Below are 25,373 nucleotides of genomic sequence, written 5' to 3'. Positions count from 1 at the left end.
CACCTCCCCTTAAAGTCTTATAACTGAACCTATAACATTTATAAAATCATCAACAGGTTCACCGTCGTCATTTGACTTGAATGTGATTTTAGAAAGACCTTTTCTTCTTCTTGTTTTTATCCCAAGTTTTGATGTCATATATTCATCTATTCCATTTAACTTAGAAGTCCCGCCAAAAATAATTATTTTATTAACTTCATTTCCCATATTCTTATTCTTATAAAACTGAATTATCTTTTCTATCTTTTCTATCCAATCGTCTATCATATCCCTAACATGTATATTTAAAGGATCTAATTCTTGTTGTAAATTTATATTTTCGATTTTATAACTTTCTACTTCATAATCTTTAACATCATTCATTTGTACTAATATTTCATCAATATCATTTCCACCAGCTTTTATTATTCTGGTAAAATCCAATTGACCATTTTTATATATATTAACATCGATAAAGCTTGCTCCCATATCAATAAAAGCAACTGAATCTTCTGAGTTATATTCATATTCATTATTAATATCTGTAAAGTTAATAAACTTATTTACTGCATTATAATTTACATCTAAAGCATATGGCTTTAAATTTAGTTTTGATAAAATATTGTAATATCCTCTAGCTATTTTCTCAGGATATGCAATAACTCGAACATTAAGCTTTTTAACTTCATTTATTTGTTCTTCGCCTAAAATAGTCTCCTGCAATATATAATCTTCCAAATTTATAGGCAGATATTGCTGAATTTCATATCTTATCACTGTATCCATTTCTTCTTTCTCCACTTTAGGAATCAAAATTTCTCTGTTTATAATTAATGTAGAATTAGTTGTACATATAGCATCTCTGGCTTTTATATTATTTTCTTTTAATACTTTATTTAATTTATCATATAATTTCTGTTCTTTTTTTATTTCTCCATCTATAACAGCACCTTTAGGTGTTTGCACTGTAATATATTTATCTATGGTTAAATCATTTTTATAATACATCCCATCAACTATCTTTATAGTTGTGCTTCCAATATCAAAAGCAATCACTTTTCTCTTTTTTTCTGGAGTACTTAATTTATTGATTTTTTTTAAATTTTTTAAGCATTTAATTTTTAAATCTCCTAGATCCATATTCATTAAAGCTTTAAAATTAATTGATTTTCTTTCTTTTTTATCTATTTCTTTATTATTTATATCTAATTCAGATTTCTTTTTCACCCTCATAATTACACCTATACCCCTATTTTTTTCTTATTTTATAGTATTTCTATATAATTTATTTTATATGTTTTCATGGTTTGTTTTTCAATCTAATAATAATTTTACATGTTAGTTTTTATTATTAGATTTTACGTGTAAGATTAATAATCTTACACGTAATTTATGAATTAGTTATATTTTTATTATGATTATTTTTTTGCTTTTGTTACTTCAGCTTTGTAATCTGGATATACTTGTTCTGCAGATCCAGTATAACTTACTGTTATATTTCCATCATCCCCAACAGTATAGGTAAAAGTGGTTGATCCATTTGCTGCTTTAGCTTTTGGAAGTTTATTTCCATCCAATTTATCATACACAGTAGTATCATCTTTATTTACTTCTGCAGTAGTAAGTTGTTTACCATCTGCTATCTGCTGTGCAACTATTGTAGCAATATTTTTAGCTGTTGCTTGGTCTGCTTTTTGATCAGAATTCTCTATAATTTGTCCAAATTTAGGTATTGCTAATGCGACTAATATTGCTATGATAGCTATAACAATAATCAATTCAACTAGCGTAAATCCTTTCTTCTTTTTCTTTAGTAATTGGTTCATTTTTTTGGTTGTTAATTGATTCATTTCAATTCCCCTTACTTCTATTAATTTATTTTAATGCACTCTGGATCGCACATTGTGCATTGCTTTCTTATTTTTGCATTTGACTATAACTATCAAACATTGGCATCATAATTGATATAACCATAATTCCAATAATAACTCCCATTATTACTATTAAGATTGGTTCTATCATTGCAACCGACGTTTGAATTGTTGCTTCTAATTCTTCATCATAAAAATCTGCTGTCTTATTTAATATATCATCTAAAGATCCTGTTTCTTCTCCTATCTTTACCATTGAATACAACATTTCTGGGAAAATTTCACTTTCCTTCATTGAAGAATATAATCCTTGTCCTCTAATTACCTTATCTCTTATTTTATGCAATGCATTTTCAACAATTATATTTCCCGCAACTCCTGCTACAATTTCTAAAGCTTCAATTAATGGTAATCCACTTGCTATTAATGTAGATAATGTTCTTGTAAATCTTGACACTATAATCATTGAGTTAAGTTTTTTTAATACAGGTAGTTTTAACTTTAATTTACTTGCAGTAAGCACACCCTCATCTGTTTTAAAGAAAACTCTAAATCCAAATAAAACTAGTGCTATAAAAATAGTTATCAGAATCCAATTTTTTGCAATGCCAGAACTAAATCCAAGCAACAATCTAGTTATTAATGGTAAGCTTGTTCCACTTTCATCAAATATTTGAGAAAATGTTGGCATCACAAATGTCAATATGAACACAATTGCTACCATTGCTACTAGACTTAATATTATTGGATAGATTAATGCACTTTTAACTTTATTGTTAATTTTATTTTCTTTTTGATAATGAGTTGCCATTCTAAACATTATTTCATCTAAATTACCACTTGCTTCTCCTGATGCTACTAAGGAAACAAAAAGATTTGGAAACACTTCTTTATGCTTTCTCATAGAATCAGATAAAACTCCACCTCTCTCAACTTCTTCACTTACTTGTTTTGTGGCTTGTCTCAATTTTTCATTTTCAATTTGGCTGCTTAATATTTCTAAACATGTTAAAATTGGTACTCCTGCATTTAACATTGTGTAAAACTGTCTACAAAATACAGATAAATCCTTTAGCTTTACTTTTCTATTGAAATTAATTTTAATATCTTTACTTTCTATTACTTCCTGCACCATTAGGGGATAGTATCCATTACTTGAAATAAAGTCTATCACATCATCTCTAGAATCTGCTTCATAATTTCCTTCAATTTTTTCTCCATCAGAATTCATGACTCTATACTTGAACCTTGACATATAAACCTCCTTTCCTCATTTCTGATATGAACTATATAATTTGAACTGATATCTATATACAAAACATCAAATATTTTTCTTGTATCTAACACATTGAATATATTCTTTTTGTTATAACATATGTACTACATCTTGGTAAACATTTCATTTAAAATGTAAACACTATACTACTATTTTTGTATCATTGCTATTGTAGAAAGTTCTTCAATTGTCGTTACTCCACTTAAAACCAATTCTTTGCATTCGCTCTCCAATGTTTTCATTCCATTTTCTATAGAAATATCTCTAAGTATATCCGAATTAGCACCTGAATTTATAGCTTCCCTATGAGTTCTTGTCATTTCCATAATTTCATAAATACCAATTCTTCCAGAGTATCCTGTTTCATTGCAATAACCACAACCTTTTCCCTTATTCAAAATCAGCGGCTTATATACATCGTGTCCTAAAATTTCTTTTTCATGATCACTTGCCATATATTCTTCTTTGCAATTATCACATATTTTTCTAACTAGTCTTTGTGCCATTACTCCAACTACAGATGTTGAAACTAGATACGGCTTAACTCCCATATCTATAAGTCTAGCTATAGATGAAGGTGCATCATTAGTATGAAGTGTACTTAAAACTAAATGTCCTGTAATCGCAGCTCTAGTAGCTATTTCAGCTGTTTCTTCATCCCTGATTTCTCCAATCATCACTATATCCGGATCTTGTCTTAATATGCTTCTTAATCCACTAGCAAAAGTCAATCCAGCTTTTTCATTTACACTTACTTGATTTATACCATTCATTGTATATTCAACAGGATCTTCTACTGTTATTATGTTTACACTACTAGAATTCAACTCACTTAATATTGAATATAAACTTGTTGACTTTCCGCTTCCTGTAGGTCCGGTAACAAGTATTATTCCATGTGGGTTTGAAATTATTCTATTTAATTTCTTAATATTTTCTTTTCCCATTCCTAGTTGCTCTTTTTTTAATATGGATCCACCAGTATTTAAAATTCTTATAACTATCTTTTCTCCATTAACTACTGGAAGCACAGATACTCTAAGATCTACATCCATATTGTCTATAGTAACCATTGTTCTTCCGTCTTGTGGTATCCTCTTTTCAGCAATGTTAAGTCCTGCAAGTATTTTTATTCTTGTAACTATTGTCCCTAAACTTTCAATTCCAAGAGTATTTATAATTTTTAATTTACCATCAATTCTATATCTTATTCTAACTTCATTTTCAAATGGCTCTATATGAATATCTGACGCATTCATCTCTATGGAATTTTTAAACATAGACTCAACCATTTTTACAACTGGTGCACTATTTACTTCATTCATATCTGTTAAAGATACTTTGGAATTTTTACTAAATTTATTGCTTTCTTTCGAAAGTTGCATTACAGCATTATTAACCTGTTGACTACTATAATATATACCTATGAATTTACATATATCCTTCTTTTTAGCTATAAAAGATTCTATTTCAAATCCTGTAGATATTGCAACATCATCTATTGCAAATATATTTAAAGGATCTGATAATGCTACCTTAATTTTATTATTATCAAAGCCAAATGGGATTAATATATATTTATCACATAAATTTTCAGGTATTAAAGTTATTGCCTTTCTATCAAAATTTATTGTGTTTAGGTCAACTTTCTTTATCCCCGTTTGTTGTTCTATTGATTCAATTATGTCATCTTCTGTTACTATCTTACTATCTAATAATATTTCTCCAAGTTTTTTTCCAAGGGCCTTTTGAGACTTTAATGCTTCTTGCAATTGATATCCAGTAATTTTACCTGCATTGACTAAAATATTTCCTAGTCTTCTTTTTTCAGTTGCCACTTCCCCGTCTCACCTTCTCTTTCTAAACAAAGAAATTCCAATAAAAGTTTAATATTTCATTCTGCCAAATCATAGCTATTAAACTTCCAATTGCTATGCATGGACCAAATGCTATTTTTTCCTTAGCTTTCTTTAGTTTTAAACATAAAATAATTATTCCTATTGCTCCGCCTAATACAATTGATAAAAATAATCCAAGCATAATACCCTTCATACCTAAAAACAATCCACAAACAGTAGCTATTTCAATATCACCTTCCCCCATACCTTTTGTTAATACTACTATTAACCATATAATTACAAATCCTATTATTCCGCCTAAAATCAAATCAGTACTTTCATTTTTATAAAGAATCGTCTGAATTAATATAAATATTATTGCTATAATTCCCCCAAAAATCGTAGTGCTCGTAAATACAAATTGAGTATCATAATCTATAAATCCTATAACAATCAAAATCGATACTAAAATGCAATATTTTAAAGCAACTAATGTCAATCCAAATTGAAAGTATACGATTAAATATAGTACACAATTAAATAATTCTATAAGTGGATATCTCATAGAAATTTTTTCTTTGCAATATCTACATTTTCCTCTAAGAAAGATATAACTCATCACAGGTACTAAATCTAATGGACTTAAATTATGATTACATTTTGCACAATGTGATGGTGGAAATACAATGGATTCTTCCCTTGGTATTCTATAAATACACACATTCAAAAAGCTACCTATAACTAGTCCCAAAATTAAAATCAAGACATATTCCAAATTCCCACTCCCCTTATATTGGTTTATATTCATTTTATTTTCATTAATTACATATTTAAACATATTATTTATTAATTATATTCTTTTTTGTATATTTTTTCAAGAATTATTTCATTTAACTTCATAATATTTTAAATTAACATAGCTTTAACTATTTCTGCATAACAAAGTGACCACATTAAGCTCCCTTCGGAGTTATTTTCTTATCTATTTTTATACAGCATTAGCCCTAAAGCTACAACCTCAGGCTTTCAATGCTAGAAAATTCTATAATTTTCTGTACAATAAAAAAGCCGACCTTTATAAACTATAAAGGTCGGTTGCACTACTAACTCACCATATATAAAGCGCCCAATTACAATATATGGATCACAGTTTCCTTATAACTAAATTATCTTACATACATCTCATAATATTACTTTTAATAATATTATTCTTGCATATATTATGTTACCACTTATTTTTTTACCAGTCTAGCATTTTATTTATAATTAGCACAAATTATACTTTAAATGTTTAAATAATAACAAACTATTAATATTATATTAATTAATCTTGTTATTTCTTACCCATTTCTCATATTCATCACGAGATATTATATTATTATTAACTAATCTCTTTAAATCCATATCTATCGTTTGCATTCCAAACTTAGATCCCATTTGAATAAAACTATTTATTTGTTCATAATTACCTTCTCTAATCAAATTCTTTATACTTGGCGTACATACCATTATCTCCATTGCAGCTGTTCGTCCTGATCCTGATGCATTTGGAAGCAAGACTTGCGAAACAACACCTTTTAGCAAAGATGACAGCTGAATTTTAACTTCATTTTGATGACCAGATTCGAAAGAATTTATTATCCTATATATGCTATTAGCTGCTCCCATATTATGCAAAGTTGAAAATACCAAATGACCTGTTTGCGCTGCTCTCAACGCTATTTCTATTGTTTCAGGATCTCTCATTTCTCCTACCAATATAACATCTGGATCTTGCCTAAGTGCTGCTCGTAAACCCATAGCATAGCTTTTAGTATCCTGTCCAACTTCCCTTTGATTTACCATTGATTTATTATTTTCATAAATATATTCTATAGGTTCCTCTAAGGTAATAATATGTTTTTCCCGAGTGGAATTTATTTCATTCACCATAGCTGCAAGAGTTGTGCTTTTACCAGAACCTGTTGGCCCAGTAACAAGAACTAACCCATCATTTAATTCAGTAAAAGCTTTTAAAGCAGTAGCTTCTGTTAAATCTTTAAGTCTTGGTATAGATTCTTTAATAACTCTCAAACATATAGCAAAGCTGCCTTTGCATTTATAAACATTAACTCTGAAATTGGCAACTCCTGGTCTGTTATATTTAAAATCTATCTCTCCATCATCCAAAAATTTATTAAATTTATCTGGTATTAATTCCTTAATATATTCTTCGACAATTTGATGCGGTATTATATTTTCGCTTGCATTTACCAAAACTCCATCTATTCTCACCTTCGGAATCAATCCCGATGTAATATGTACGTCAGATACCTTATTTATGTCTATATCATCTAGCAATCTATCTATTTGAGCCATAGTTTTTCTCCTTTTAATCTATCAAAATATTTTTTATAATCTAGCATTCTTCTATATAAAAATACCATTCTTTTCCTAAATATGTCAACGTAATTAATTTTCCAACAGTTTATTTCCCTTTTACTTACACATATTTAAATAAAGAAAAAAAACCTAATCTACATTTTTTTATTTTGAATGTTAAAAAACCACTTCTAACATGAGTAATGCCAATTGCACTACATCCATGTTAGAAGCGGTTCAAAATCACTTTATATGTTGTTAAAACATAATCTAACTTTTACAATATTTTAAGGATTTTATTCTTCCCATCCTTCAGGGAATTCAGCGTTGTGGTAAACTTCTTGAACATCATCATCATCTTCAAGTAAATCTAACATCTTTTGGAACTTCTTAGCATCATCTTCGCTAATTTCAGTGTATGTATCTGGAATTCTCTTAACTGCTGCATCTAAGAATTCAATACCTTCAGCTTCTAATGCTTCTCTCACCTGTCCGAAGTCTTCTGGTGTTGTAGTTACTACAAATACTTCTTCTTCATCTGCTGAAAAATCTTCTGCTCCAGCATCTAATGCCATCATCATTAATTCTTCTTCATCTTTGTCAGCTTTTTCAATGATGATTTCTCCTTTTTCTTGGAACATGAATGATACACAGCCTGATGTTCCCATGTTTCCGCCACCTTTTGTAAAGGCACTTCTTACATTACCAGCTGATCTATTTTTATTATCAGTAAGAGTTTCAACTATTACAGCTACTCCGCTAGGGCCATAACCTTCATAAACTATATTTTCATAATTTACTGATGATAATTCACCAGAAGCTTTTTTAATTGCTTTTGATATAGTATCATTAGGCATATTTGCAGCCTTTGCTTTAGCAATTATATCTCTTAACTTTGCATTTGTATCTGGGCTTGCTCCACCATTTTTAACAGCTACAACTATTTCTTTACCTATTTTAGTAAAAATCTTACCTCTTTTTGCATCTGTCTTACCCTTTTTTGCTTGAATGTTATGCCACTTTGAGTGTCCTGACATATGTTTTCCTCCTTACTTTAATATAAATTATCTAATTTTGTATAAAGATAAATTCATTGTTTATCTTCTCATTCTTTAACAGAAAATCCAACAAATATTATACCACATTGTCTATGCATTTACAATTTTTATATTTGTACAAATAATCTATTGCCTTCTTTAAAGTAAATTCCCTCTTCACTTTTTCTTACTATCACTTTACCATTTGTTACTTCAACTATTTCATTTTCTATTTCTTCTGAAATGGCTTCTTCGCATAATATGTGCACAATAACTTTATCCGTATATTCAATTTCCTCAATGTGCCATGAGTTTTGACCACATATATATTGAATCTTCCCAAACAAATCATATTCAATTTCAAAACTCAATTTTAATCCTGATACTTTTTCAACAATTCCAGCTGCTTTTATAGCTATACTAGCTCCTTTAATGTAAGCTCTAGTTAATCCCCCTGTACCAAGAAGTACTCCACCAAAATATCTTGTCACAACTACTGCACAATCTGTAACATTGCTTTTCTTCATTACTTCAAGTATAGGAATTCCTGCTGTCCCTTGCGGTTCACCATCATCAGAATATCTTTGTATATTCATATTGCTTCCAATAACATATGCCCAGCAGTTATGCCTAGCTTGTTTGTGTAAGCTTTTTATTTCATTTACAAATTCTTTAGCTTCTTCTTCATTTTGTACTCTTTTTGCATATCCAATAAACTCAGATTTTTTTTCTTCAAATCTATCTTCACCCAAATTTTTTATTGTAATGTAAGGCATCTTTAAACCTCCTCAAAGTTTCATTTCTAAGCAAACCTTTTAAATTTGTTTTTAGAAATATGAAAGAAAATAACATTTCTCACTTCTAGTAAATTTTATTTTTTATTATTTTTCTCCGTTAGATCCAACAATACTTCCTTAAGTATCTTCATTCCTTTTTCAATTTTATATTTGTCTGTCTGATAAAAAGATATTCTAAAAGAATCTTGTCCATACATTTGTGATGTGAAAAACATAGCACCTGGAGTAATATATACATCCCTTTTTATAAGTTCAATAAATAATTCTTTTGTATCTATCATATTATCTTTCAGCGTTAAATAGAAGTTTAATCCACCTTTTGGATCAATATACGTAATTATATCTTTAAACTCTTCATCTAAAATAAATTTCATGTATGTATATCTTTCAATATACTCATCATTTAGATACTTAATATTTTCTTTCCATCTTCCACTTGCGATGTATAATTCTAATGCCCTTTGCATCAAACTAGATGTTGTTATATCTGTATTATGCTTTGAATTTTGAAGCACTTCTCTAAATAATGTTGGTGCAACTAAATATCCTAATCGTATTCCTGGCAAAAATATTTTAGAAAAGCTTTTTATATATATTACTCTGTTGTTTGTATCAAGCCATTTAAATGGTATATAATCCAATGATTGTTCATATATAAGTTCTGATAAATAATCATCTTCTATTATGTAGAAATCATAAATCTGTGCAAGTTGCAGAATTCTTTTTTTCTTCTCTAAGCTATAACTTATTCCTGTGGGATTTTGAAAATAACTCATTGTATAAAAACATCTTATCTTATTCTTCTGTAAAATTTTCTCAAACTTATCCAAATTAATTCCATCTTCTTCTATTGGAACCTCAAATAAATTAACTTTTCTCCATTTAAAAACAGATAGTGCTCCAACATATGTTGGCTTTTCAACTATGATATTATCATTTATATTTAATATTCCCTTTGAAGCTATATCAATGCCTTGCTGTGCCCCTGATACAATTATTATATCTTCTTCATTTAATTTTGAATTCCAAAACACTTTATTTATTGTATTTATAAGATTAGTATATCCATTTCTATTTTCTGAAAGAAGCGCATTAGCTCCGTCTCTTTCCAAAACTTCATTAATGATATATTTTAAATCATCTATAGGAAATAACACTTCGCCTGTAGTTTCTCCAGTAAAATCAACAACTTCTGTTAAATCTTTAGTCGATATCTTCTTTAAAGCTCTAGAATATTCTTTTCTAAAACTAGACGATACATCTTTTATTTTAGCATAGGTCCCACTTCCAACTTTTTGATATGCGTATCCCTCTGATTTAAGTTTATTATATGCACTTACTATCGTTACATTATTTACACCTAATTCTTTAGATAATGATCTTATAGTAGGAAGCTTATCTCCCTCTTTTATTTTTCTTTTGTCAATTAAATTTTTTATAAAATTGGCTACTTGAATATACTTTGGAACCTCATCTTTAAATTTTAAATTTTTATAGAATTCCATTAAATCACCCTTAATTATAAATCTTATATGAATACACACTTTCGTTTATTAGCTTCTCCTTAGAAGGTAAATCCAACTTCCTAGAATCTTTCACCACTAATTTTTTCTTGTACAATTCCTTTAGTATATCTTCTATTTTTATATCAAATTCTTTAAACAATTCATCATTTTGTATCTCATATGAACTTAAAAAAGTATTTTTTTTATATAAATAATCTAATAAAAATTTACCTGCTAAATTTATGTTATCATCCAAAAACGTTTCTACATATTGTACTGTATTTTTAATATTTTCTTTTAATCTCTCATTATAAAATAAATTTTCAATCATTATGTCAAATTCATTATTTAAATTCATTACCATTTTTACTGCATCTTTACTAACAGTATATCCATTTAAATTTAAATATAATTTAGAAAAGCTATCTAATGCTCTAATTAATACTTCATATGAAGTAAACAAACTATCATTTTGTAGATATTTTTTTGTTACGCCAATATCTTTTATAAGCTTTCCTAAATAAACCAGATTCCATCTTTCCTTATATTTATCGGAACTATATTTAGCTTTATTAAAAATACTTTCAATCTCATCATCTCTTGAAAATATTATTTTAGAAGAGATTAATAAATTTCTTACAAATCCCTTCTTTCCATCACTTTCATATAATTCCATGAATCTGTTTTTGTTTAAAATTTTCATATGTACCGGAATATCTAACATTTCAGAGTATACATCTCTTATTTCTTCAAACTGATCTTTGTATACCACAAATAAATCTATGTCTGATTCTTCCCAAAGATCCCCGCTTACTATACTTCCATATACAAAAATGGCTAATACCCTTTTATTTGTTTTTAATATACTTATTAATTTTTCAGAAGCTTTTTGATAATTTAATATAGATTTCAACAATTTCTTAATTCACCTTCTTTGGCTATAGTCTAACTATATAACATTATAACTGATTTAATTAACTATGCACAGTTATTGCCGTATAATTATGCACTAATATATATAAAGATTCTTAAATTTAGTTTTTATCATCCCAAATCTAAGAATCTTTATTAAAATCAAATGGCGGACAATTTTTATCCATATTATTTACTGTCTCAAGAAAGATTGTCAATCTTCTTGATAGTGCATTTATAATATCTTCAACTTCATCATTCATCTTATAACTTAATTTTAATGCATTCTTAATCTCTTTCTTATCTCCAAATGCATTACCTTGAAATGTTGTTGCAGTAAATGACATATTATAAGACGCAAACGAAATAATATTTAGAGCATCTAAAAGCGGTCTCACTTGTCTTGTAAAATAAAGCTCCGTTAAAGTATCAACTCTAATAGAATTAACATTATCTCTAATTAGTGCTACATTAGCTATAGAATCACTTACATTTTTAAGCTTATTTAAAAGTTCCTGCTGTTTAACTTTTAATTCCTCATAAGATTCATTAGTATTGTCAAAACTAGTTGATGATGCATTTGAATTATCATTTATATCACTACTTTTAGATGAATCTTGCGAAACATTCTGCTCAATATTTTTATTATTATTTATATTTGCATTGTTTTCATTATTACCTAAATTAATAGTTTCATTTTCACCATTATCTGAACTTGCCTCATAAAAACTCACCGCATCTGATTTTTGCTTACTCACTTGTTGTTTAGGCAAATTATTAGCTTTGTTTTCAGTTATTCTACTCTTCTTTGATTTGCCCTTTTTGGAATGCTTCTTATGTCTCTTAGAACTCATAGCTTCATATCCCTTAATTAATGTTCATATCTAATATATTAATTAAAATATTCAATTATTCTTAAAGTATATGAACTATGTTATTAAGATTAATATGTACAGTAAATATGAATTCAGACTCACTATTTTTTTAATATGCTTTAGGTTCATAAAAATAAATAACAGATCCAAGGTTGCCATGAATATTTTTCATCAAGCAATGAGCAAAGAACCTACATCTGTGATTTTGTGTGAATCGCTTACTCAGTGAGTGTATGCCAATCAATCTTCCTCTGATGTAAAATAGGTTGGCAAATGAACTTGTTATTTATTTAATTGTGCCTTATATAACATAATCCTGAGTTTTGTTGTATACTTCATCATCAACTTCGACCATCATAAATGTTCCATTATCCCTATATTCTTCTTCAATAACTCTACCGTTTCTATGTAAAAATGATTGAACATCACTTTTTTCATATGGTATTAAATATTCTGCTTTTCTATAGTTATAAGGTAATTTTTCTTCTACTAATTCTAATAATTCTTCTAAATTAGTTCCTTCTTTTGCTGAAACTTCTATTATCACATTGTCATTTACAGCTTCTTTAATTTTCGCTATTTGTTCTTCAGTTGCTTTATCTATTTTATTAAAAACTAATATTGTTTCCTTATCTATTGCACCAAGTTCAGTTAATACTTCATTTACTGCTATATATTGCTCCACTGCATAATCTGATGATGTATCTATTACATGACATAATAAATCTGAATATATTACTTCTTCTAAAGTAGATTTAAATGCCTCTACTAAATCATGTGGCAATTTTCTTACGAATCCAACTGTATCTGTAAGAGTTATTACACCTTTATTTTTTAATGTTATGGCTCTTGTTGTAGTGTCTAACGTTGCAAAAAGCATATCCGCTTCAAACACTTTTTCCTTTGTTTTATTTTCTTTTTTAGCTGCTAAATCACAAAGTGCATTTCTTAAAGTAGATTTTCCTGCATTAGTGTATCCAACCAATGATACCTTTGGAATATTTTCTTTACTTCTTTTTTCTCTTTGGACTTCTCTAGTTTTCTTTATCTTCTTAAGTTCAGATTTCAAATCATAAATTGTCTCCATTATATGTCTTCTATCTGTCTCAAGTTTCTTTTCACCTGGACCTCTAGTACCTATTCCACCACCGGTTCTAGATAATATAGTACCTAACCCTTGTAATCTACTTAATCTATATTTAAGTTGTGCTAATTCAACTTGTATCTTAGCTTCTTTTGTTTTTGCTCTAGTTGCAAATATTTCTAATATTAATGTAGTTCTATCAATTACTTTAGCTCCAAGAGCACTTTCTAAATTCCTAACTTGAGATCCTGAAAGTTCATCATCAAAAATTATAACATTAGCTCTCTCTATTTGTCTCATAGATGCAATTTCTAAGACCTTACCTCTTCCTATGAAGAATGCGGCATCTATTTTATTTCTACTTTGAAATATAGTCTTTAATACAGGTATATTGCAAGCCTCTGTAAGTTCTCTTAACTCTTCTAAACTTTCTTTAGTATCTGAACCTACTAATATAGCTTTTTCTTCTGTTTCTTCTATAACATCATTATTCTTAATTAGATTTTCAATAAATTTTATTTTATCTAATATATTTATTGATTGCATTTGTTCCAGAGAAAGGTTTTTTCTTTCTTCTGATTCTAATTTATCATTATATACTGTAAGCATTCCTAATGAAAAATCTACTATTTTCCCTTCTATTATAGCAACTGATACAATAGCATCTAATTTCAATTTTAGTAATGCTGTTAAATCCAATGCCGAAAGATTACAGTAGCCATTTGGATGAGTATGAATTACCCTAACCCCTGATAATCTTTTTTCTTCAATATCTATTATTGGTACCTCAACAGAAGTTGAGTCTCCTATTGCAATAGATGTTACATTACCTTTTCTATTTATTGCTACACTTACTTCTCTTTCAATAAAGCTTGAAATTCTAGAAATTATATCCAAAATTTCTACATTACAAATTTCATCCTTTGAGCTTCTTATTGAATAAATACTCTCTAATTCATCAATTATGGACTTTCTTATTCCTTCAACATTTCCATCTATCATATAAACACCTCACATACGCTATCTTGACAACTTTCATATAATTTTATACTATTAATTCATTAATTACAACTTATACAGTGTACAATTGACATTGTTAATCGTTTAGTAAAGTTGAGCATTTAAATAAATATAAAAGGAGTTTTAACAAAATGGAAGATAAGAAACGTAATATTCTTTTTTCTAAAGAACAAATTAATTCAAGAATAGAAGAGTTAGGAAAAATTATAACTGAGGATTATAAAGGTAAAAATCTTTATGTTTTATCATTATTAAGAGGAAGCTTCGTATATGCTGCTGATTTAGTTAGAGCAATAGAATTAAATACAAAAATAGGATTTATGACTACATCAAGTTATGGAAATAGCGAAACCTCTTCTGGTTCTGTTAAAGTAGTTAATGATATTCCTGATAATATCGAAGGATGGGACGTTCTTATCGTCGATGATATTGTTGACACTGGTATAACAATGGATTTTGTTGTAAATCACATAAGTAAATTAAAACCTGCTTCAATCAAAACTTGTGTACTTCTTGATAAACCTTCAAGAAGAAAAGTTGATATAAAACCAGATTACTGTTGTTTTGAAATTGAAGATTTATTTGTAGTTGGATATGGTTTAAATTATGGGGATTTCTATAGAAATGTACCTTATGTATTTAACTGGGAATAATACATAGATTAGATTGAATTTTATTTTTCTGAACCTATTTTATAAATAGGTTCAGTTTATTTTTTTAGTTATTTTTTTGATCATTACTCTTATCATTATTATTGCCATTATCGTTATTATTGGTGTTTTTAGTTAAATCTCCAAGTCCAAGAGTCGTATTTGGTATTTTACCTACTATTATTGTATCTGAAACAGGTATTTGAGTTGTGACATCTACATCTTGACTTTGCAATGGCAATTTCATTCTTATTTTAGCAGCAACATTTAGATATATTTTATGCCTTGTTTGATTTATTCCTGCACTTTCAAATTTTGATTCATAGCTTGTAGTAATATTACCTATAGGCTCTATTTCCATATTTATTTTAGGTCCTAAACTATAAAATGCACTTTTATTTGTCATCCATCCCAAAGGAACTTTTATTGTAGAATTGTTCATATCCCCTAACTTTTTATTACACTCTGTAGCCAATTTTGCTGCTATGTAATTTAATTTTGCAGTATCTGCCTGAATTAAAATTATATTTCCATCCTTATCTTTTTGAATTTTTATCATTTCATCATATTTAAATTCATCTGATAAAATATTTATACTTTCGTCATTTATTACTTCTAAAGTTTGAGATTTCGCCATTGTTTTTGCAATGTCTATTATTGATGGCATGACTCGCGTATCAAAAAACGCTATTATCAAATTAAATACAACAATAAGTACAATAATAAGTAATATTAATGATATATACTTGTGACTTTTACGTTTTGTATAATATTGCATTCTCAACACCTTTATATTGAGTTATTTATTTACTCATAATATAATTATGCTATAATGGTATAAAATATTATTAAATTTTATAAACCGTATAATTTTTAGGAGGATAAAATGGCAGTTAACAATAACGCAAAAAAAACAAATGTAACTCCTCGAAAAAAAAAGAAACCTAAACAAAAAAAATCAAAAAAAATTTTTAGAGGTATAATCTTTGGTTTACTATTTTGTTTTTTAGCAATTTTTGTTGTAGGAGCAGGATATGCTTTTGCTATTATAAAGACTACACCTCCTCTAGATGTTAAAGCTGTATTATCACTTAACCAAGCTTCAAGCGTATATGATAGCAAAGAAGACTTTATTGATAATCTTCAAACAGATGAGGAACGGTATGTTATTGATTCTAGCAAAATGCCTACTAAGTTAAAAAATGCTTTTGTGTCCATAGAAGATGAAAGATTTTATTCACATAAAGGAATAGATATTCAAAGAATTTTAGGATCTGCATTACTTGATGCACGAAGGTTATTGACAGGACAAAAAGGATTGCATGGTGCTTCCACATTAACTCAACAATTACTTAAAAATACAATTTTAACTAATGATATATCAATCGAAAGAAAAGTAAAAGAAATTTATTTAGCTATTAATTTAGAGCAAAAATTAACAAAAGATCAAATTTTAACAGCTTACTTAAATACAATTCCAATGGGTGGGCATGCATACGGAGTTGAAGCTGCATCCCAATTATATTTTAGTAAAAGTGCATCTGATTTATCATTAATAGAATGTGCTTATTTAGCTGGTATAACACAAGCGCCATCATATTATAGTGCTTATAATGAGAACAATCAAAAAGACTCAACACCATATATTACAAGAACTCTTACTGTACTAGAGATGATGCATAAATTACAATATATTTCCGATCCTGAATACACTAAAGCTGTTAGTGATGTTAAAGGCGGCAAATTAGTATTTAAACAAACCAAAAAGGATTATAAATTAAACTATGAATGGTTTGTATACCCTGCTGTTTCTCAAGTAAAAGAAGATTTAAAAGAAAAGTATAAATATACTGATGAAGAAGCTTCAAAATTAATGGTAAATGGCGGCCTTAAAATCTATACCACAATGGATAGACAGCTTCAAGATTATACACAGGCTACATTGGATAATTATAAGAATTTGGGAGTTAGTAATGGTGAAACTTATGATAAAGATGGTGTTCCTTTACTACAAGCCTCTGCAACAATTATGGACTATAGAAATGGTCATATAATTGCAATGGTTGGAGGCAGAGGTAAACAGAAACCTCAATCAACTAACAGAGCTTATAATGATTTAAGACCTATTGGTTCTTCGACAAAGCCATTAACGGTATATGGACCTGGAATTGATCAAAAAATTATAACAGCTGCTTCGCCTATAGATGATGCTCCAATTCCCGAAGAAATTGGTAAGAAATACTCAGCTAACGAACCTTATAATCCTTTAAATTCTCCTAATCAATATTCAGGATTAATAAGTGCAAGAGAAGCCCTTACTCATTCTAAAAACACTGCTGCTGTTCTAACTGAAGATAAAATCGGATTAAAAACTGGTATCTCCTATGGAGAAAAGTTAGGCCTAAAATATAATTCAGCATCTAAATCATCAATTGCTGCTCTATCATTAGGTCAATTCAACAATGATCCTAATGATAGAGATGGTGGTAATACTTATACTTTAGCTGGAGCATATGCTACTTTTGGTAATAGTGGTATGTATACAAAACCTATTTTATATACAAAAGTTGTTGATTCAAATGGTAAAGTTATACTTGATAACACTAAGCCTAACCAAACTAAAGTATTTTCACCTCAAACAGCTTATATCTTATATGATATGTTAAAAGGTCCAGTAAATGAATATAATGCTACTGGTGCTAAATGGGGCGATATGCCTGTTGCTGGTAAAACTGGTACTACTTCTAATTCAACCGATTTATGGTTTGCAGGACTTTCACCATACCTTTCTGGCTCTGTTTGGATTGGATATGATAAACCAACAAAACTTATGGGTAGTTCTAGTGGATGTGCCAGCCTTTGGGGAAAAATAATGGCCAAAGCTCATGAAGGCATGGATGCCAAAGACATCGAAGAACCTACTGGCATAACAAAAGTTGACGTATGTAAAGATTCAGGAGATCTCCCTGGATCACTATGCAATCGTGATCCTAGAGGAAATAGAATAACAGAGGAATTATTTATTGATGGTACAGAGCCAACAACAACTTGCACTACTCATGTATCTTCTAGAGGTGGTGTGTATATAAAAAAAGATCATCCAAACCCAGTTACAGAAGACTATTCTGTAGTATTAGGAGGATCTGGATCTGGTCAGACTACAAGTAATTTCACAAATAAATGGAATTCAATATTTCATAATAAATCTACACCCGCTAATAATAGTAATAATTCTAACAGTAATGAATCTGATTCACAGTCACAATCAGAAGATACTAATACTAATACCAATACCAACACCAATAATAGTGGTAAAAATGAAACTATAATTAATAATAATAAAAATAGTCATAATTCCATGGGACCAGGTGATACAGGACCTTCACCATCACAGAATAATACAACAATTATGCCCATGAATTAATTAAAAAGCCGTTTAAAAGCTTAATTACGCTTTTAAACGGCTTTTATTCTTATATTATAATCTGTCATACTGACTTACTTTTCTTAAATGCGACTTAAAGCACATTCAAAAAATAAAAGTCCATGCACTAACTTGTTGTCACTTCCTTTTCTGCTCCATCTTTTAATGTATTTAGTATATTTCCAGTCTCAGCACTCACAAATATCTTCCATTCAACTTTTTTATTATTTTTATCTTTACCTTTTATATTTACCAAATAACAAACTTCCGATATTGTTTTAGAATCTGTATCAATAGTATTATCTGCATATACTAATGGTATTTCATCTTCTAAAGTTCCATCTTTATTATATTTTTCAAATGATTCTAATGCTATTTTTTCTGCTTCTTCCTTAGAAATATTTATTACTGGTTCTTTACATTCCCTTTGCATTGTAGAGTTCGAATATCCGTCTAAAACTCCACTTTCTTTATCAATATTCAATTTTATTTCATCAAAATAAAGAGGATATCCATGTTCTTCTTTAGTATATACAAATGAATAATATGGCAAAGATTCATTATCTTCATTACTTTTAGATGCTTTTATTATCACATCTCCATCATATATATTTTTTAGATAGTAATCTGCTAATTCTTTTCCCTCTTCAATATTTAATTTAGTTATATTTTTAGGTATTTCTTTTTTAGCAAATCCTATTACATTATCTTCCTTATCTAAATCTATGCCAAAATTTTGAGTCACTATAGTTTTATGTCCTAATTCATTTTTACTTGTCAGAATTTTAATCCTGTCATATTTCATGCTATCTAAAGGCTGATCAGTATTTATTGCTTTAATTAAATATAACTTAGCAATGAAATCTTTAGACGCTTTCATATCTTTTGCACCAGGTCCAATAAAATTGTATACTACGATGCCTATAACCATGAGAAGAAAAACTAAAACAATACTTGCTTTTATAGTACCTTTTTTTAATTTCATTAATACCCTCCTAATTTAAATTAGTGTAATTTTATTATATCATATTATTCTTATTTACGTATTTTACCTTTAAAATGTATGTTATATTGGACGCATTGAAAAAATAACCGGTTCATTTACCAAGCACAAATTAATTAATCAATTTGTCTATATAACATCAAATGTGATATAATTTTCCATGATTATATTATCTTTCTAATATTATTTATAATATTATTTTAAGCTAAAAACTTTTAAACATATTGATTTTTCAATTTAAACTTTATATAATATCCTTGTTTGTTTAGTAATTTTAAACTGATTGTTTAGTAAAAGTTATTATTACATATTAATTTAGTAGGTGAAATTATGGAAATTGGACAAAAAATTCGTACATTAAGAATGGAAAGACAATTGACTCAAGAAGAACTTGCCAATAGATGTGAATTATCCAAAGGTTTCATATCACAAGTTGAAAATGATTTAACTTCTCCATCTATTGCTACCTTAATCGATATCCTAGAAATTCTCGGAACAAATCTCCCTGATTTCTTTAGTGATACAAAAGAGGAAAGAGTTACATTTTCTAAAGATGACATGTTTGAAAAAGATGATGACGAATTGAAATACTCTTTAATGTGGTTAATTCCAAACGCTCAAAAAAATGCAATGGAACCAATTATGATTACGCTTGAACCTGGTGGTCAATATATTGAAGAAGAACCTCATGAAGGTGAAGAATTTGGCTATGTATTATCTGGTTCTATAGTTCTTCATTTAGGAAAAAAGAAATATAGAGTAAAAAAAGGAGAAAGCTTTTATTATAAAGCAAAAGTAAATCATTATATTTCTAATCCCAACAAATTACCTGCAAAAGTAATTTGGATAAGTACTCCTCCTGCATTTTAAACTTTAGGTATCTATTCTATAGCTAGTACAAATTTTAATGAATATTATCATTTTCTCTTATATAATTAAAATTAATTTTATATTGTTTTAATAAGCTATCTTTAAATAAAAATAATTTAAAGATAGCTTATTTTTATAATTTATTTATTAAGCAACTCATCTATATTTTTTAATTCAGAAAACCAAAGTTTTATTTCATCATTTGCACTTTCTAAAGTATCTGATGCATGAACGCAATTCTCAGTTTTACTCCTTGCATATCTATGTCTTATAGTACCTTCTTCTGCATCCGTTGGACTAGTTGCTCCATTAATCTTTCTTACTCTTGCAATTACATCTTCCCCTTGTAATATTATTGCACATAATGGACTTCTTGTTATAAATGTTATAAGTTCCTCATAAAAATCTTTTCCTTTATGCTGAGAATAATGCTTTTCCGCAATTTCTCTTGTGGCTTGCATTAATTTTAAGTGAATTACCTTTAATCCATTATCTTCATAACAGCTTATAATATTTCCTATTAGATTTCTCTCAACTCCATCAGGTTTAATTAATACCACACTTCTTTGCATCATGTTACACCCTCCAATACTGTAATATATTTCCCATCCTAATATTATTACCCACCATATTCTTATTATACTAATAATTCAGAAAATTTAAAATAATTTTATAATTTATATTAATATATGATATAATTTGTTATTATATTAATACTTAGGAGGAACAACAATGATTAGAAATTCCTTAATAGTCGATGGTAGAGTTCAAGGCGTTGGATTTAGATTTTTTTCACAGATGGCTGCATGCGATTTAAACTTAACAGGATGGGTAAAAAATCTTTATGATGGCAGAGTTGAAATCGAAGTCCAAGGTACAGAGGAAAACGTTAATAAATTTATCACTAAAATAAAAAAAGGGGCTGGATTCTCTAAAGTTACAAATATAACTTTAAACAGTATTCCTTTAGTTTTAAAAGAGAAAAAATATTTAATTAAATACTAAAATTTTAATATTTTCATTAATCTAGCTTTTAAATTTTGACTGTCATATTCAACTTCATCTATTTTTCTTATAGGCATAATTTCCATTAAACTATTTGTTATAATTACTTCTTCTGCCTCTTTTAAATCTTGTACTGTTATACTTTTTTCATTGATACTACAATTTTCAATAATTCTTCTCCTTATTATCCCATCTAATAATCCATCTTCAATTTTAGGAGTAAAAATTTCTTTATTGCAAAGAATAAAAAGATTTGCGCAACTTGTTTCTGTAACATAGCCATTTTCATTTAAAAAAATAACATCATCATAACCACTTTTTTTAGCTTTTTCTTTTTCAATTAAATTCTCTATATAACATGTAGATTTTATGTAAGATAAAATTGATGTGCTGTTTCTCCTTACTTTTGAAATAGTTAAAGACATACCTCTATCATAATGTTCTTTTTCATAATTAATTTCTCTTTGTGTAATTATAATATTAGAAGGAGTAACAGTTATTTTTAAAGCTTTATCCTTTATATTTAGCTTACTTAAATATTCTTTAAGAGTCGTTTCCTCTAATGGCAATAATCCTATTTTGTCCATGGATTTTCTTAGTCTATCTATATGTTCATCTAAAAATACTGGTACATCCTTGCAAAGAATTGTTTCAAATACTCCTCTTCCGAAAAACACACCATCATCAACACTTACTTTATCACTATTATATATTATTTTTCTCATTATAATACCCCCATTAATGCCTTAGCTTTATGAATTGTCTCAAACCACTCTTCTTCTTCTATAGATTCCCAAGTAATTCCACCTCCAACTCCCAAATATGCTTTATTCTCTCTCTTAATTATAGTCCTAATTACTATGTTAAAATCACTATTTCCTCTCAAATCAAAATATCCTATAGAACCTGTGTAAATATTTCTTTTAAGTTTTTCAAGTTCCTCTATTATCTCCATAGCCCTTATTTTAGGTGCTCCTGTTATAGATCCCCCTGGAAAACATTCTCTAATGCATTTTACAGAAGATATACCTTCCTTTAACTTTCCTTCTACAGTTGCAACAAGATGAAATACTGTAACATATTCTTCTATTTTAAAAAGTTCTTTCACCTTTACAGAATTAGGCTTACAAACTTTACTTAAATCATTTCTTTCTAAATCTACAATCATTAAAAGTTCACTTTTGTCTTTTTCAGAGTTCATCAATTCTTCTCTGTATTTTTTATCCTGTTCATCGTTTTTTCCTCTAGGTCTAGTTCCTTTTATAGGCCTAGTTTCTATCACCCCATCAATAATTGATAAAAATCTTTCTGGAGAAGAGCTTATGATTTGAAAATCTTCAAAATTCATATATGCTGAAAAAGGTGCCTTATTACTACTTCTTAATTTTTCATATATCTTAAAAGGATGCTCATTATTTTCACACCATATTCTCCTCGTCATATTAGCTATATATACATCACCATTTCTTATATATTCTTTAACTTTCGCTACAGACCTTTCATAATCCTTTTTGTTAAAATTAGAAAAAAACGTGTTATTTGATTCTTTTACTTTAATTAACTTCTCTTCACTGCAATCATTGTAACTCTTCAAACTCTTTTCTATTCTTGATATACTATTTATTGATTCTTCAATCTGTCCTATAGCAGTTATGTACGTTTTCTTATTATGTAAATCAAAAATAATCAAATTATCAAAAAAAATAAACATACTATCTGGAACACTAAAATCTTCGCTTGAATTGTCTGGTAATTCTTCTAATACTCTTGCTATGTCATATGAAAAATATCCAATTGCTCCACTTACAAATGGAATATTACTCTTAATATTAAGTTTATATTTATCTATGAGATTTTCTAATTTATCAAATGGATCAACATCATCATATTCTTCATTATCAATTAGTACTTTTCTTCCTTTTGAAATAAATTTTTTATATCGATTTAATCCAATAAACGAGTATTTTGAAAGTAATCTATCTTCTTTTGAACTATCTAAAAAAATACTATATGTACTGTCTTTAAAAATGCTATATGTATAAAATGGATCATAATATTTGTCTAATTCCTTTATTTCAAATTTAATCATTATTAAATCTCCTACATTCTATAATAAAATTTTGTAAAATTTTATGTCCTTCTTCTGTAAGTTCTGCCTCAGGATGAAATTGAACCCCATAAATAGGAAATATATTATGACTAATTCCCATAATTACACCATCTAGAGTTTCTGCTGTAATTTGCAATTGCTCTGGAAATTCCTTTTTATCAATAATTAATGAATGATATCTAGTTACTTTAAGCGGATTTTTAACACCAAAAAATATTTGCTTATTATTATGCGCTATCTCACTTATCTTTCCATGCATTGGCTTCTCCCCTTTAATAACTTTACCTCCAAAATAATGCCCTATACATTGGTGACCCAAACATATTCCTAATATTGGTATTTTCCCTTTAAATTTATCGATAATTTCTAAACATCTTCCTGCATCATTTGGTGTTTTTGGTCCAGGTGAAATTATTATCCCTATATATTTATCTTTATCTATACTCTCTATATTAATTTTATCATTTCTAACAACTTCTATTTCTTCTTCAATCTCTTCAAAATATCTAACAAGATTGTATACAAACGAATCATAATTATCTATCATTAATAACATAAAATCATTCCTCTTTATTTAATACTTATGCAATCTTTAATAAGAAAAATGAGAAAATATTCTTTTAATCTGTAATTTCTAAGAATATCTTCTCAAACATTGTTTTACTATTACTTTAACATTACTTTATTATTATTATAAATGTTTATAATTTATAAACTAGGATATTATAATTTTCCAATATCTCGTGTCTCGTTAGATAATTTTCTATAATTCCAAATCTTTTAATCTTCCCTTTTTCTTTAATCTAATTAATAATTCATTTGGATCTTTGTTTATTATAAGACTGTCTGGAAAATCTATAGATTGCAACATATTAATTGCTTCTGTAAATTCTCCTATTTTAGTACAGAAATGTGCATCACTATTTATTATTAACTTGGCATCAAGTTCTTTGCACAATGAAGCAATTTGAGTACAATTCTTACTGCTTCCTGGTCTAGATGTTGTGAATGAGCTATTATTTATTTCTATCAAAACATCATTTTCCAATGCACATCTTACTACTTTTTCATAATCAACTGGAATTCCTGGATTTCCAAGATGCCCTATTATATCAATTTTTCCGCTTTTAATTGCATTAACAAATGCTTTTGTATTTTCTTCACTATTTCCTACTTTATAAACTTCATCATGAATACTACCGATTACAATATCCATTCTATCTAATGTACTAGTTTCCATGTCTAAATTTCCTTCATAATTAATTATGTTTGCTTCTATTCCGTAAAGCATAGTAACACCATATAATTCTCTTGGTAGTACCTTATAATTATGAAAATACCAAACATGTGGAGAATGTGGCATACTGCTACCATGTTCTGTTGTTCCAAGAACTTTTATACCTTTTTCTGAAGCAGCCTTTGCATTTTCCATTAGTGTTGAATAAGCATGCCCACTAGCTATAGTATGAGTATGTACATCTAATGCATATTTCATCAAATCACCTTTTTTCATCATATTTTCTTCAATTACTATATTATCATAATTAACGTACTAATTAAACTCAGCTAAACTAATGTACCATATATGAAAAAATAATAAACTTTAATATTATTTTTATATGATACTACAACTTATTAAATTTATTTTAAATCTATTTTTTACAACTACGGAAATTTTCAACTGCTTTCTTACATTACAAATATATGATATCATTGAATTATGCATATTTTAAATATGATTTTAACGCGACGGAGG

At 28.0% G+C, this 25,373-nt stretch carries 23 protein-coding genes and 1 riboswitch; of the genes, 4 read left to right on the top strand and 19 right to left on the bottom strand.

The genetic code is table 11. The annotated features are described in order from the left end of the window. Window positions 1–9 precede the first annotated feature (9 nt). The 12 genes from pilM to hflX all read right to left on the bottom strand — a co-directional run bounded on the left by pilM (window position 10) and on the right by hflX (window position 14,537). Window positions 10–1,212 (bottom strand): type IV pilus assembly protein PilM, encoded by a 1,203-nt coding sequence (gene pilM, locus CLSA_RS05615; protein WP_022744439.1) that lies wholly within the window; start codon window positions 1,210–1,212, stop codon window positions 10–12. Between the two features lie 185 nt (window positions 1,213–1,397). Next, window positions 1,398–1,829: a prepilin-type N-terminal cleavage/methylation domain-containing protein gene (locus CLSA_RS24215; RefSeq protein WP_022744438.1), complete on the bottom strand. Its 432-nt coding sequence runs from the start codon at window positions 1,827–1,829 to the stop codon at window positions 1,398–1,400. A 67-nt stretch (window positions 1,830–1,896) separates the two neighbouring features. Next, complete coding sequence (locus CLSA_RS05605; protein WP_022744437.1) at window positions 1,897–3,105, bottom strand: type II secretion system F family protein; 1,209 nt, start codon at window positions 3,103–3,105, stop codon at window positions 1,897–1,899. A gap of 170 nt (window positions 3,106–3,275) precedes the next feature. Further along, a complete protein-coding gene (locus tag CLSA_RS05600) occupies window positions 3,276–4,964 on the bottom strand; it encodes a GspE/PulE family protein (RefSeq protein ID WP_022744436.1) in 1,689 nt (562 codons plus the stop codon). A gap of 22 nt (window positions 4,965–4,986) precedes the next feature. Next, window positions 4,987–5,739, bottom strand: a complete 753-nt coding sequence (locus CLSA_RS05595) for a prepilin peptidase (RefSeq protein WP_041716117.1) — start codon at window positions 5,737–5,739, stop codon at window positions 4,987–4,989. 305 nt (window positions 5,740–6,044) lie between these two features. After that, a riboswitch (cyclic di-GMP riboswitch) is annotated at window positions 6,045–6,127 on the bottom strand. A 157-nt stretch (window positions 6,128–6,284) separates the two neighbouring features. Beyond that, window positions 6,285–7,322, bottom strand: coding sequence for a type IV pilus twitching motility protein PilT (locus tag CLSA_RS05590; protein WP_022744434.1), 1,038 nt, complete (start codon window positions 7,320–7,322; stop codon window positions 6,285–6,287). A gap of 299 nt (window positions 7,323–7,621) precedes the next feature. Beyond that, window positions 7,622–8,362, bottom strand: a complete 741-nt coding sequence (locus CLSA_RS05585) for a YebC/PmpR family DNA-binding transcriptional regulator (protein WP_022744433.1) — start codon at window positions 8,360–8,362, stop codon at window positions 7,622–7,624. Window positions 8,363–8,490: 128 nt separating this feature from the next. After that, window positions 8,491–9,138: a YigZ family protein gene (locus CLSA_RS05580; RefSeq protein ID WP_022744432.1), complete on the bottom strand. Its 648-nt coding sequence runs from the start codon at window positions 9,136–9,138 to the stop codon at window positions 8,491–8,493. A gap of 95 nt (window positions 9,139–9,233) precedes the next feature. Next, on the bottom strand, window positions 9,234–10,664 hold the full coding sequence (locus CLSA_RS05575; RefSeq protein ID WP_022744431.1) for an aminotransferase-like domain-containing protein: 1,431 nt from the start codon (window positions 10,662–10,664) through the stop codon (window positions 9,234–9,236). A 10-nt stretch (window positions 10,665–10,674) separates the two neighbouring features. After that, complete coding sequence (locus CLSA_RS05570) at window positions 10,675–11,580, bottom strand: nucleotidyltransferase domain-containing protein (protein ID WP_022744430.1); 906 nt, start codon at window positions 11,578–11,580, stop codon at window positions 10,675–10,677. A gap of 139 nt (window positions 11,581–11,719) precedes the next feature. Then, window positions 11,720–12,430 carry a hypothetical protein gene (locus CLSA_RS05565; RefSeq protein WP_022744429.1) on the bottom strand — a complete coding sequence of 237 codons (711 nt, stop codon included), beginning with the start codon at window positions 12,428–12,430 and terminating at the stop codon, window positions 11,720–11,722. A 322-nt stretch (window positions 12,431–12,752) separates the two neighbouring features. Beyond that, window positions 12,753–14,537: a GTPase HflX gene (gene hflX, locus CLSA_RS05560; RefSeq protein ID WP_022744428.1), complete on the bottom strand. Its 1,785-nt coding sequence runs from the start codon at window positions 14,535–14,537 to the stop codon at window positions 12,753–12,755. A gap of 149 nt (window positions 14,538–14,686) precedes the next feature. Here hflX and hpt point away from each other — a divergent pair, with 149 nt between their 5' ends. Further along, window positions 14,687–15,208: a hypoxanthine phosphoribosyltransferase gene (hpt, locus tag CLSA_RS05555; RefSeq protein WP_022744427.1), complete on the top strand. Its 522-nt coding sequence runs from the start codon at window positions 14,687–14,689 to the stop codon at window positions 15,206–15,208. 64 nt (window positions 15,209–15,272) lie between these two features. Here the strand turns inward: hpt and yunB are convergent, their stop codons facing one another. Beyond that, complete coding sequence (gene yunB / locus CLSA_RS05550) at window positions 15,273–15,983, bottom strand: sporulation protein YunB (RefSeq protein WP_022744426.1); 711 nt, start codon at window positions 15,981–15,983, stop codon at window positions 15,273–15,275. A 108-nt stretch (window positions 15,984–16,091) separates the two neighbouring features. Here yunB and CLSA_RS05545 point away from each other — a divergent pair, with 108 nt between their 5' ends. Next, window positions 16,092–18,629, top strand: coding sequence for a transglycosylase domain-containing protein (locus CLSA_RS05545; protein WP_022744425.1), 2,538 nt, complete (start codon window positions 16,092–16,094; stop codon window positions 18,627–18,629). A gap of 127 nt (window positions 18,630–18,756) precedes the next feature. Here the strand turns inward: CLSA_RS05545 and CLSA_RS05540 are convergent, their stop codons facing one another. Then, on the bottom strand, window positions 18,757–19,614 hold the full coding sequence (locus tag CLSA_RS05540) for a YcdB/YcdC domain-containing protein (protein ID WP_022744424.1): 858 nt from the start codon (window positions 19,612–19,614) through the stop codon (window positions 18,757–18,759). Window positions 19,615–19,962: 348 nt separating this feature from the next. Here CLSA_RS05540 and CLSA_RS05535 point away from each other — a divergent pair, with 348 nt between their 5' ends. Continuing rightward, the gene (locus CLSA_RS05535) at window positions 19,963–20,502 is read left to right on the top strand and encodes a helix-turn-helix domain-containing protein (RefSeq protein ID WP_022744423.1); all 540 of its coding nucleotides are present in this window, start codon (window positions 19,963–19,965) and stop codon (window positions 20,500–20,502) included. Between the two features lie 140 nt (window positions 20,503–20,642). On the opposite strand, the gene ndk is transcribed toward CLSA_RS05535, so the two are convergent. Beyond that, complete coding sequence (gene ndk, locus CLSA_RS05530; protein WP_022744422.1) at window positions 20,643–21,077, bottom strand: nucleoside-diphosphate kinase; 435 nt, start codon at window positions 21,075–21,077, stop codon at window positions 20,643–20,645. A gap of 157 nt (window positions 21,078–21,234) precedes the next feature. Between ndk and CLSA_RS05525 the strand changes: the two genes are divergently transcribed. Then, the gene (locus CLSA_RS05525; protein WP_022744421.1) at window positions 21,235–21,507 is read left to right on the top strand and encodes an acylphosphatase; all 273 of its coding nucleotides are present in this window, start codon (window positions 21,235–21,237) and stop codon (window positions 21,505–21,507) included. Here CLSA_RS05525 and CLSA_RS05520 read toward each other — a convergent pair. From CLSA_RS05520 to CLSA_RS05505, 4 genes are all read right to left on the bottom strand, one after another. Continuing rightward, a complete protein-coding gene (locus CLSA_RS05520) occupies window positions 21,504–22,232 on the bottom strand; it encodes an aminotransferase class IV (protein WP_022744420.1) in 729 nt (242 codons plus the stop codon). The genes CLSA_RS05525 and CLSA_RS05520 overlap by 4 nt on opposite strands. Next, the gene (gene pabB / locus CLSA_RS05515) at window positions 22,232–23,596 is read right to left on the bottom strand and encodes an aminodeoxychorismate synthase component I (RefSeq protein ID WP_022744419.1); all 1,365 of its coding nucleotides are present in this window, start codon (window positions 23,594–23,596) and stop codon (window positions 22,232–22,234) included. The genes CLSA_RS05520 and pabB overlap by 1 nt, the downstream gene beginning before the upstream one ends. After that, complete coding sequence (locus CLSA_RS05510) at window positions 23,589–24,173, bottom strand: anthranilate synthase component II (protein WP_022744418.1); 585 nt, start codon at window positions 24,171–24,173, stop codon at window positions 23,589–23,591. Before CLSA_RS05510 ends, pabB begins: the two co-directional genes overlap by 8 nt. 207 nt (window positions 24,174–24,380) lie before the next feature. Further along, window positions 24,381–25,112: a phosphatase gene (locus CLSA_RS05505; RefSeq protein WP_022744417.1), complete on the bottom strand. Its 732-nt coding sequence runs from the start codon at window positions 25,110–25,112 to the stop codon at window positions 24,381–24,383. Window positions 25,113–25,373: the final 261 nt, after the last annotated feature.

Origin of the sequence: Clostridium saccharobutylicum DSM 13864 (assembly GCF_000473995.1) — a bacterium.
GTDB classification, from domain to species: Bacteria; Bacillota; Clostridia; order Clostridiales; family Clostridiaceae; genus Clostridium; species Clostridium saccharobutylicum.
This window is presented reverse-complemented; position numbering and strand designations above follow the sequence as displayed.

Coding starts and splice junctions, on each gene's coding strand:
- CLSA_RS05525 (WP_022744421.1), top strand. CDS start 21,235: ATGATTAGAAATTCCTTAATAGTCGATGGTAGAGTTCAAGGCGTTGGA.
- CLSA_RS05565 (WP_022744429.1), bottom strand. CDS start 12,430: ATGAGTTCTAAGAGACATAAGAAGCATTCCAAAAAGGGCAAATCAAAG.
- ndk (WP_022744422.1), bottom strand. CDS start 21,077: ATGATGCAAAGAAGTGTGGTATTAATTAAACCTGATGGAGTTGAGAGA.
- CLSA_RS05520 (WP_022744420.1), bottom strand. CDS start 22,232: ATGAGAAAAATAATATATAATAGTGATAAAGTAAGTGTTGATGATGGT.
- hflX (WP_022744428.1), bottom strand. CDS start 14,537: ATGATAGATGGAAATGTTGAAGGAATAAGAAAGTCCATAATTGATGAA.
- CLSA_RS24215 (WP_022744438.1), bottom strand. CDS start 1,829: ATGAATCAATTAACAACCAAAAAAATGAACCAATTACTAAAGAAAAAG.
- CLSA_RS05575 (WP_022744431.1), bottom strand. CDS start 10,664: ATGGAATTCTATAAAAATTTAAAATTTAAAGATGAGGTTCCAAAGTAT.
- CLSA_RS05510 (WP_022744418.1), bottom strand. CDS start 24,173: ATGTTATTAATGATAGATAATTATGATTCGTTTGTATACAATCTTGTT.
- yunB (WP_022744426.1), bottom strand. CDS start 15,983: ATGCAATATTATACAAAACGTAAAAGTCACAAGTATATATCATTAATA.
- hpt (WP_022744427.1), top strand. CDS start 14,687: ATGGAAGATAAGAAACGTAATATTCTTTTTTCTAAAGAACAAATTAAT.
- CLSA_RS05535 (WP_022744423.1), top strand. CDS start 19,963: ATGGAAATTGGACAAAAAATTCGTACATTAAGAATGGAAAGACAATTG.
- CLSA_RS05605 (WP_022744437.1), bottom strand. CDS start 3,105: ATGTCAAGGTTCAAGTATAGAGTCATGAATTCTGATGGAGAAAAAATT.
- CLSA_RS05580 (WP_022744432.1), bottom strand. CDS start 9,138: ATGCCTTACATTACAATAAAAAATTTGGGTGAAGATAGATTTGAAGAA.
- pabB (WP_022744419.1), bottom strand. CDS start 23,596: ATGATTAAATTTGAAATAAAGGAATTAGACAAATATTATGATCCATTT.
- pilM (WP_022744439.1), bottom strand. CDS start 1,212: ATGAGGGTGAAAAAGAAATCTGAATTAGATATAAATAATAAAGAAATA.
- CLSA_RS05505 (WP_022744417.1), bottom strand. CDS start 25,112: ATGAAATATGCATTAGATGTACATACTCATACTATAGCTAGTGGGCAT.
- CLSA_RS05545 (WP_022744425.1), top strand. CDS start 16,092: ATGGCAGTTAACAATAACGCAAAAAAAACAAATGTAACTCCTCGAAAA.
- CLSA_RS05540 (WP_022744424.1), bottom strand. CDS start 19,614: ATGAAATTAAAAAAAGGTACTATAAAAGCAAGTATTGTTTTAGTTTTT.
- CLSA_RS05590 (WP_022744434.1), bottom strand. CDS start 7,322: ATGGCTCAAATAGATAGATTGCTAGATGATATAGACATAAATAAGGTA.
- CLSA_RS05585 (WP_022744433.1), bottom strand. CDS start 8,362: ATGTCAGGACACTCAAAGTGGCATAACATTCAAGCAAAAAAGGGTAAG.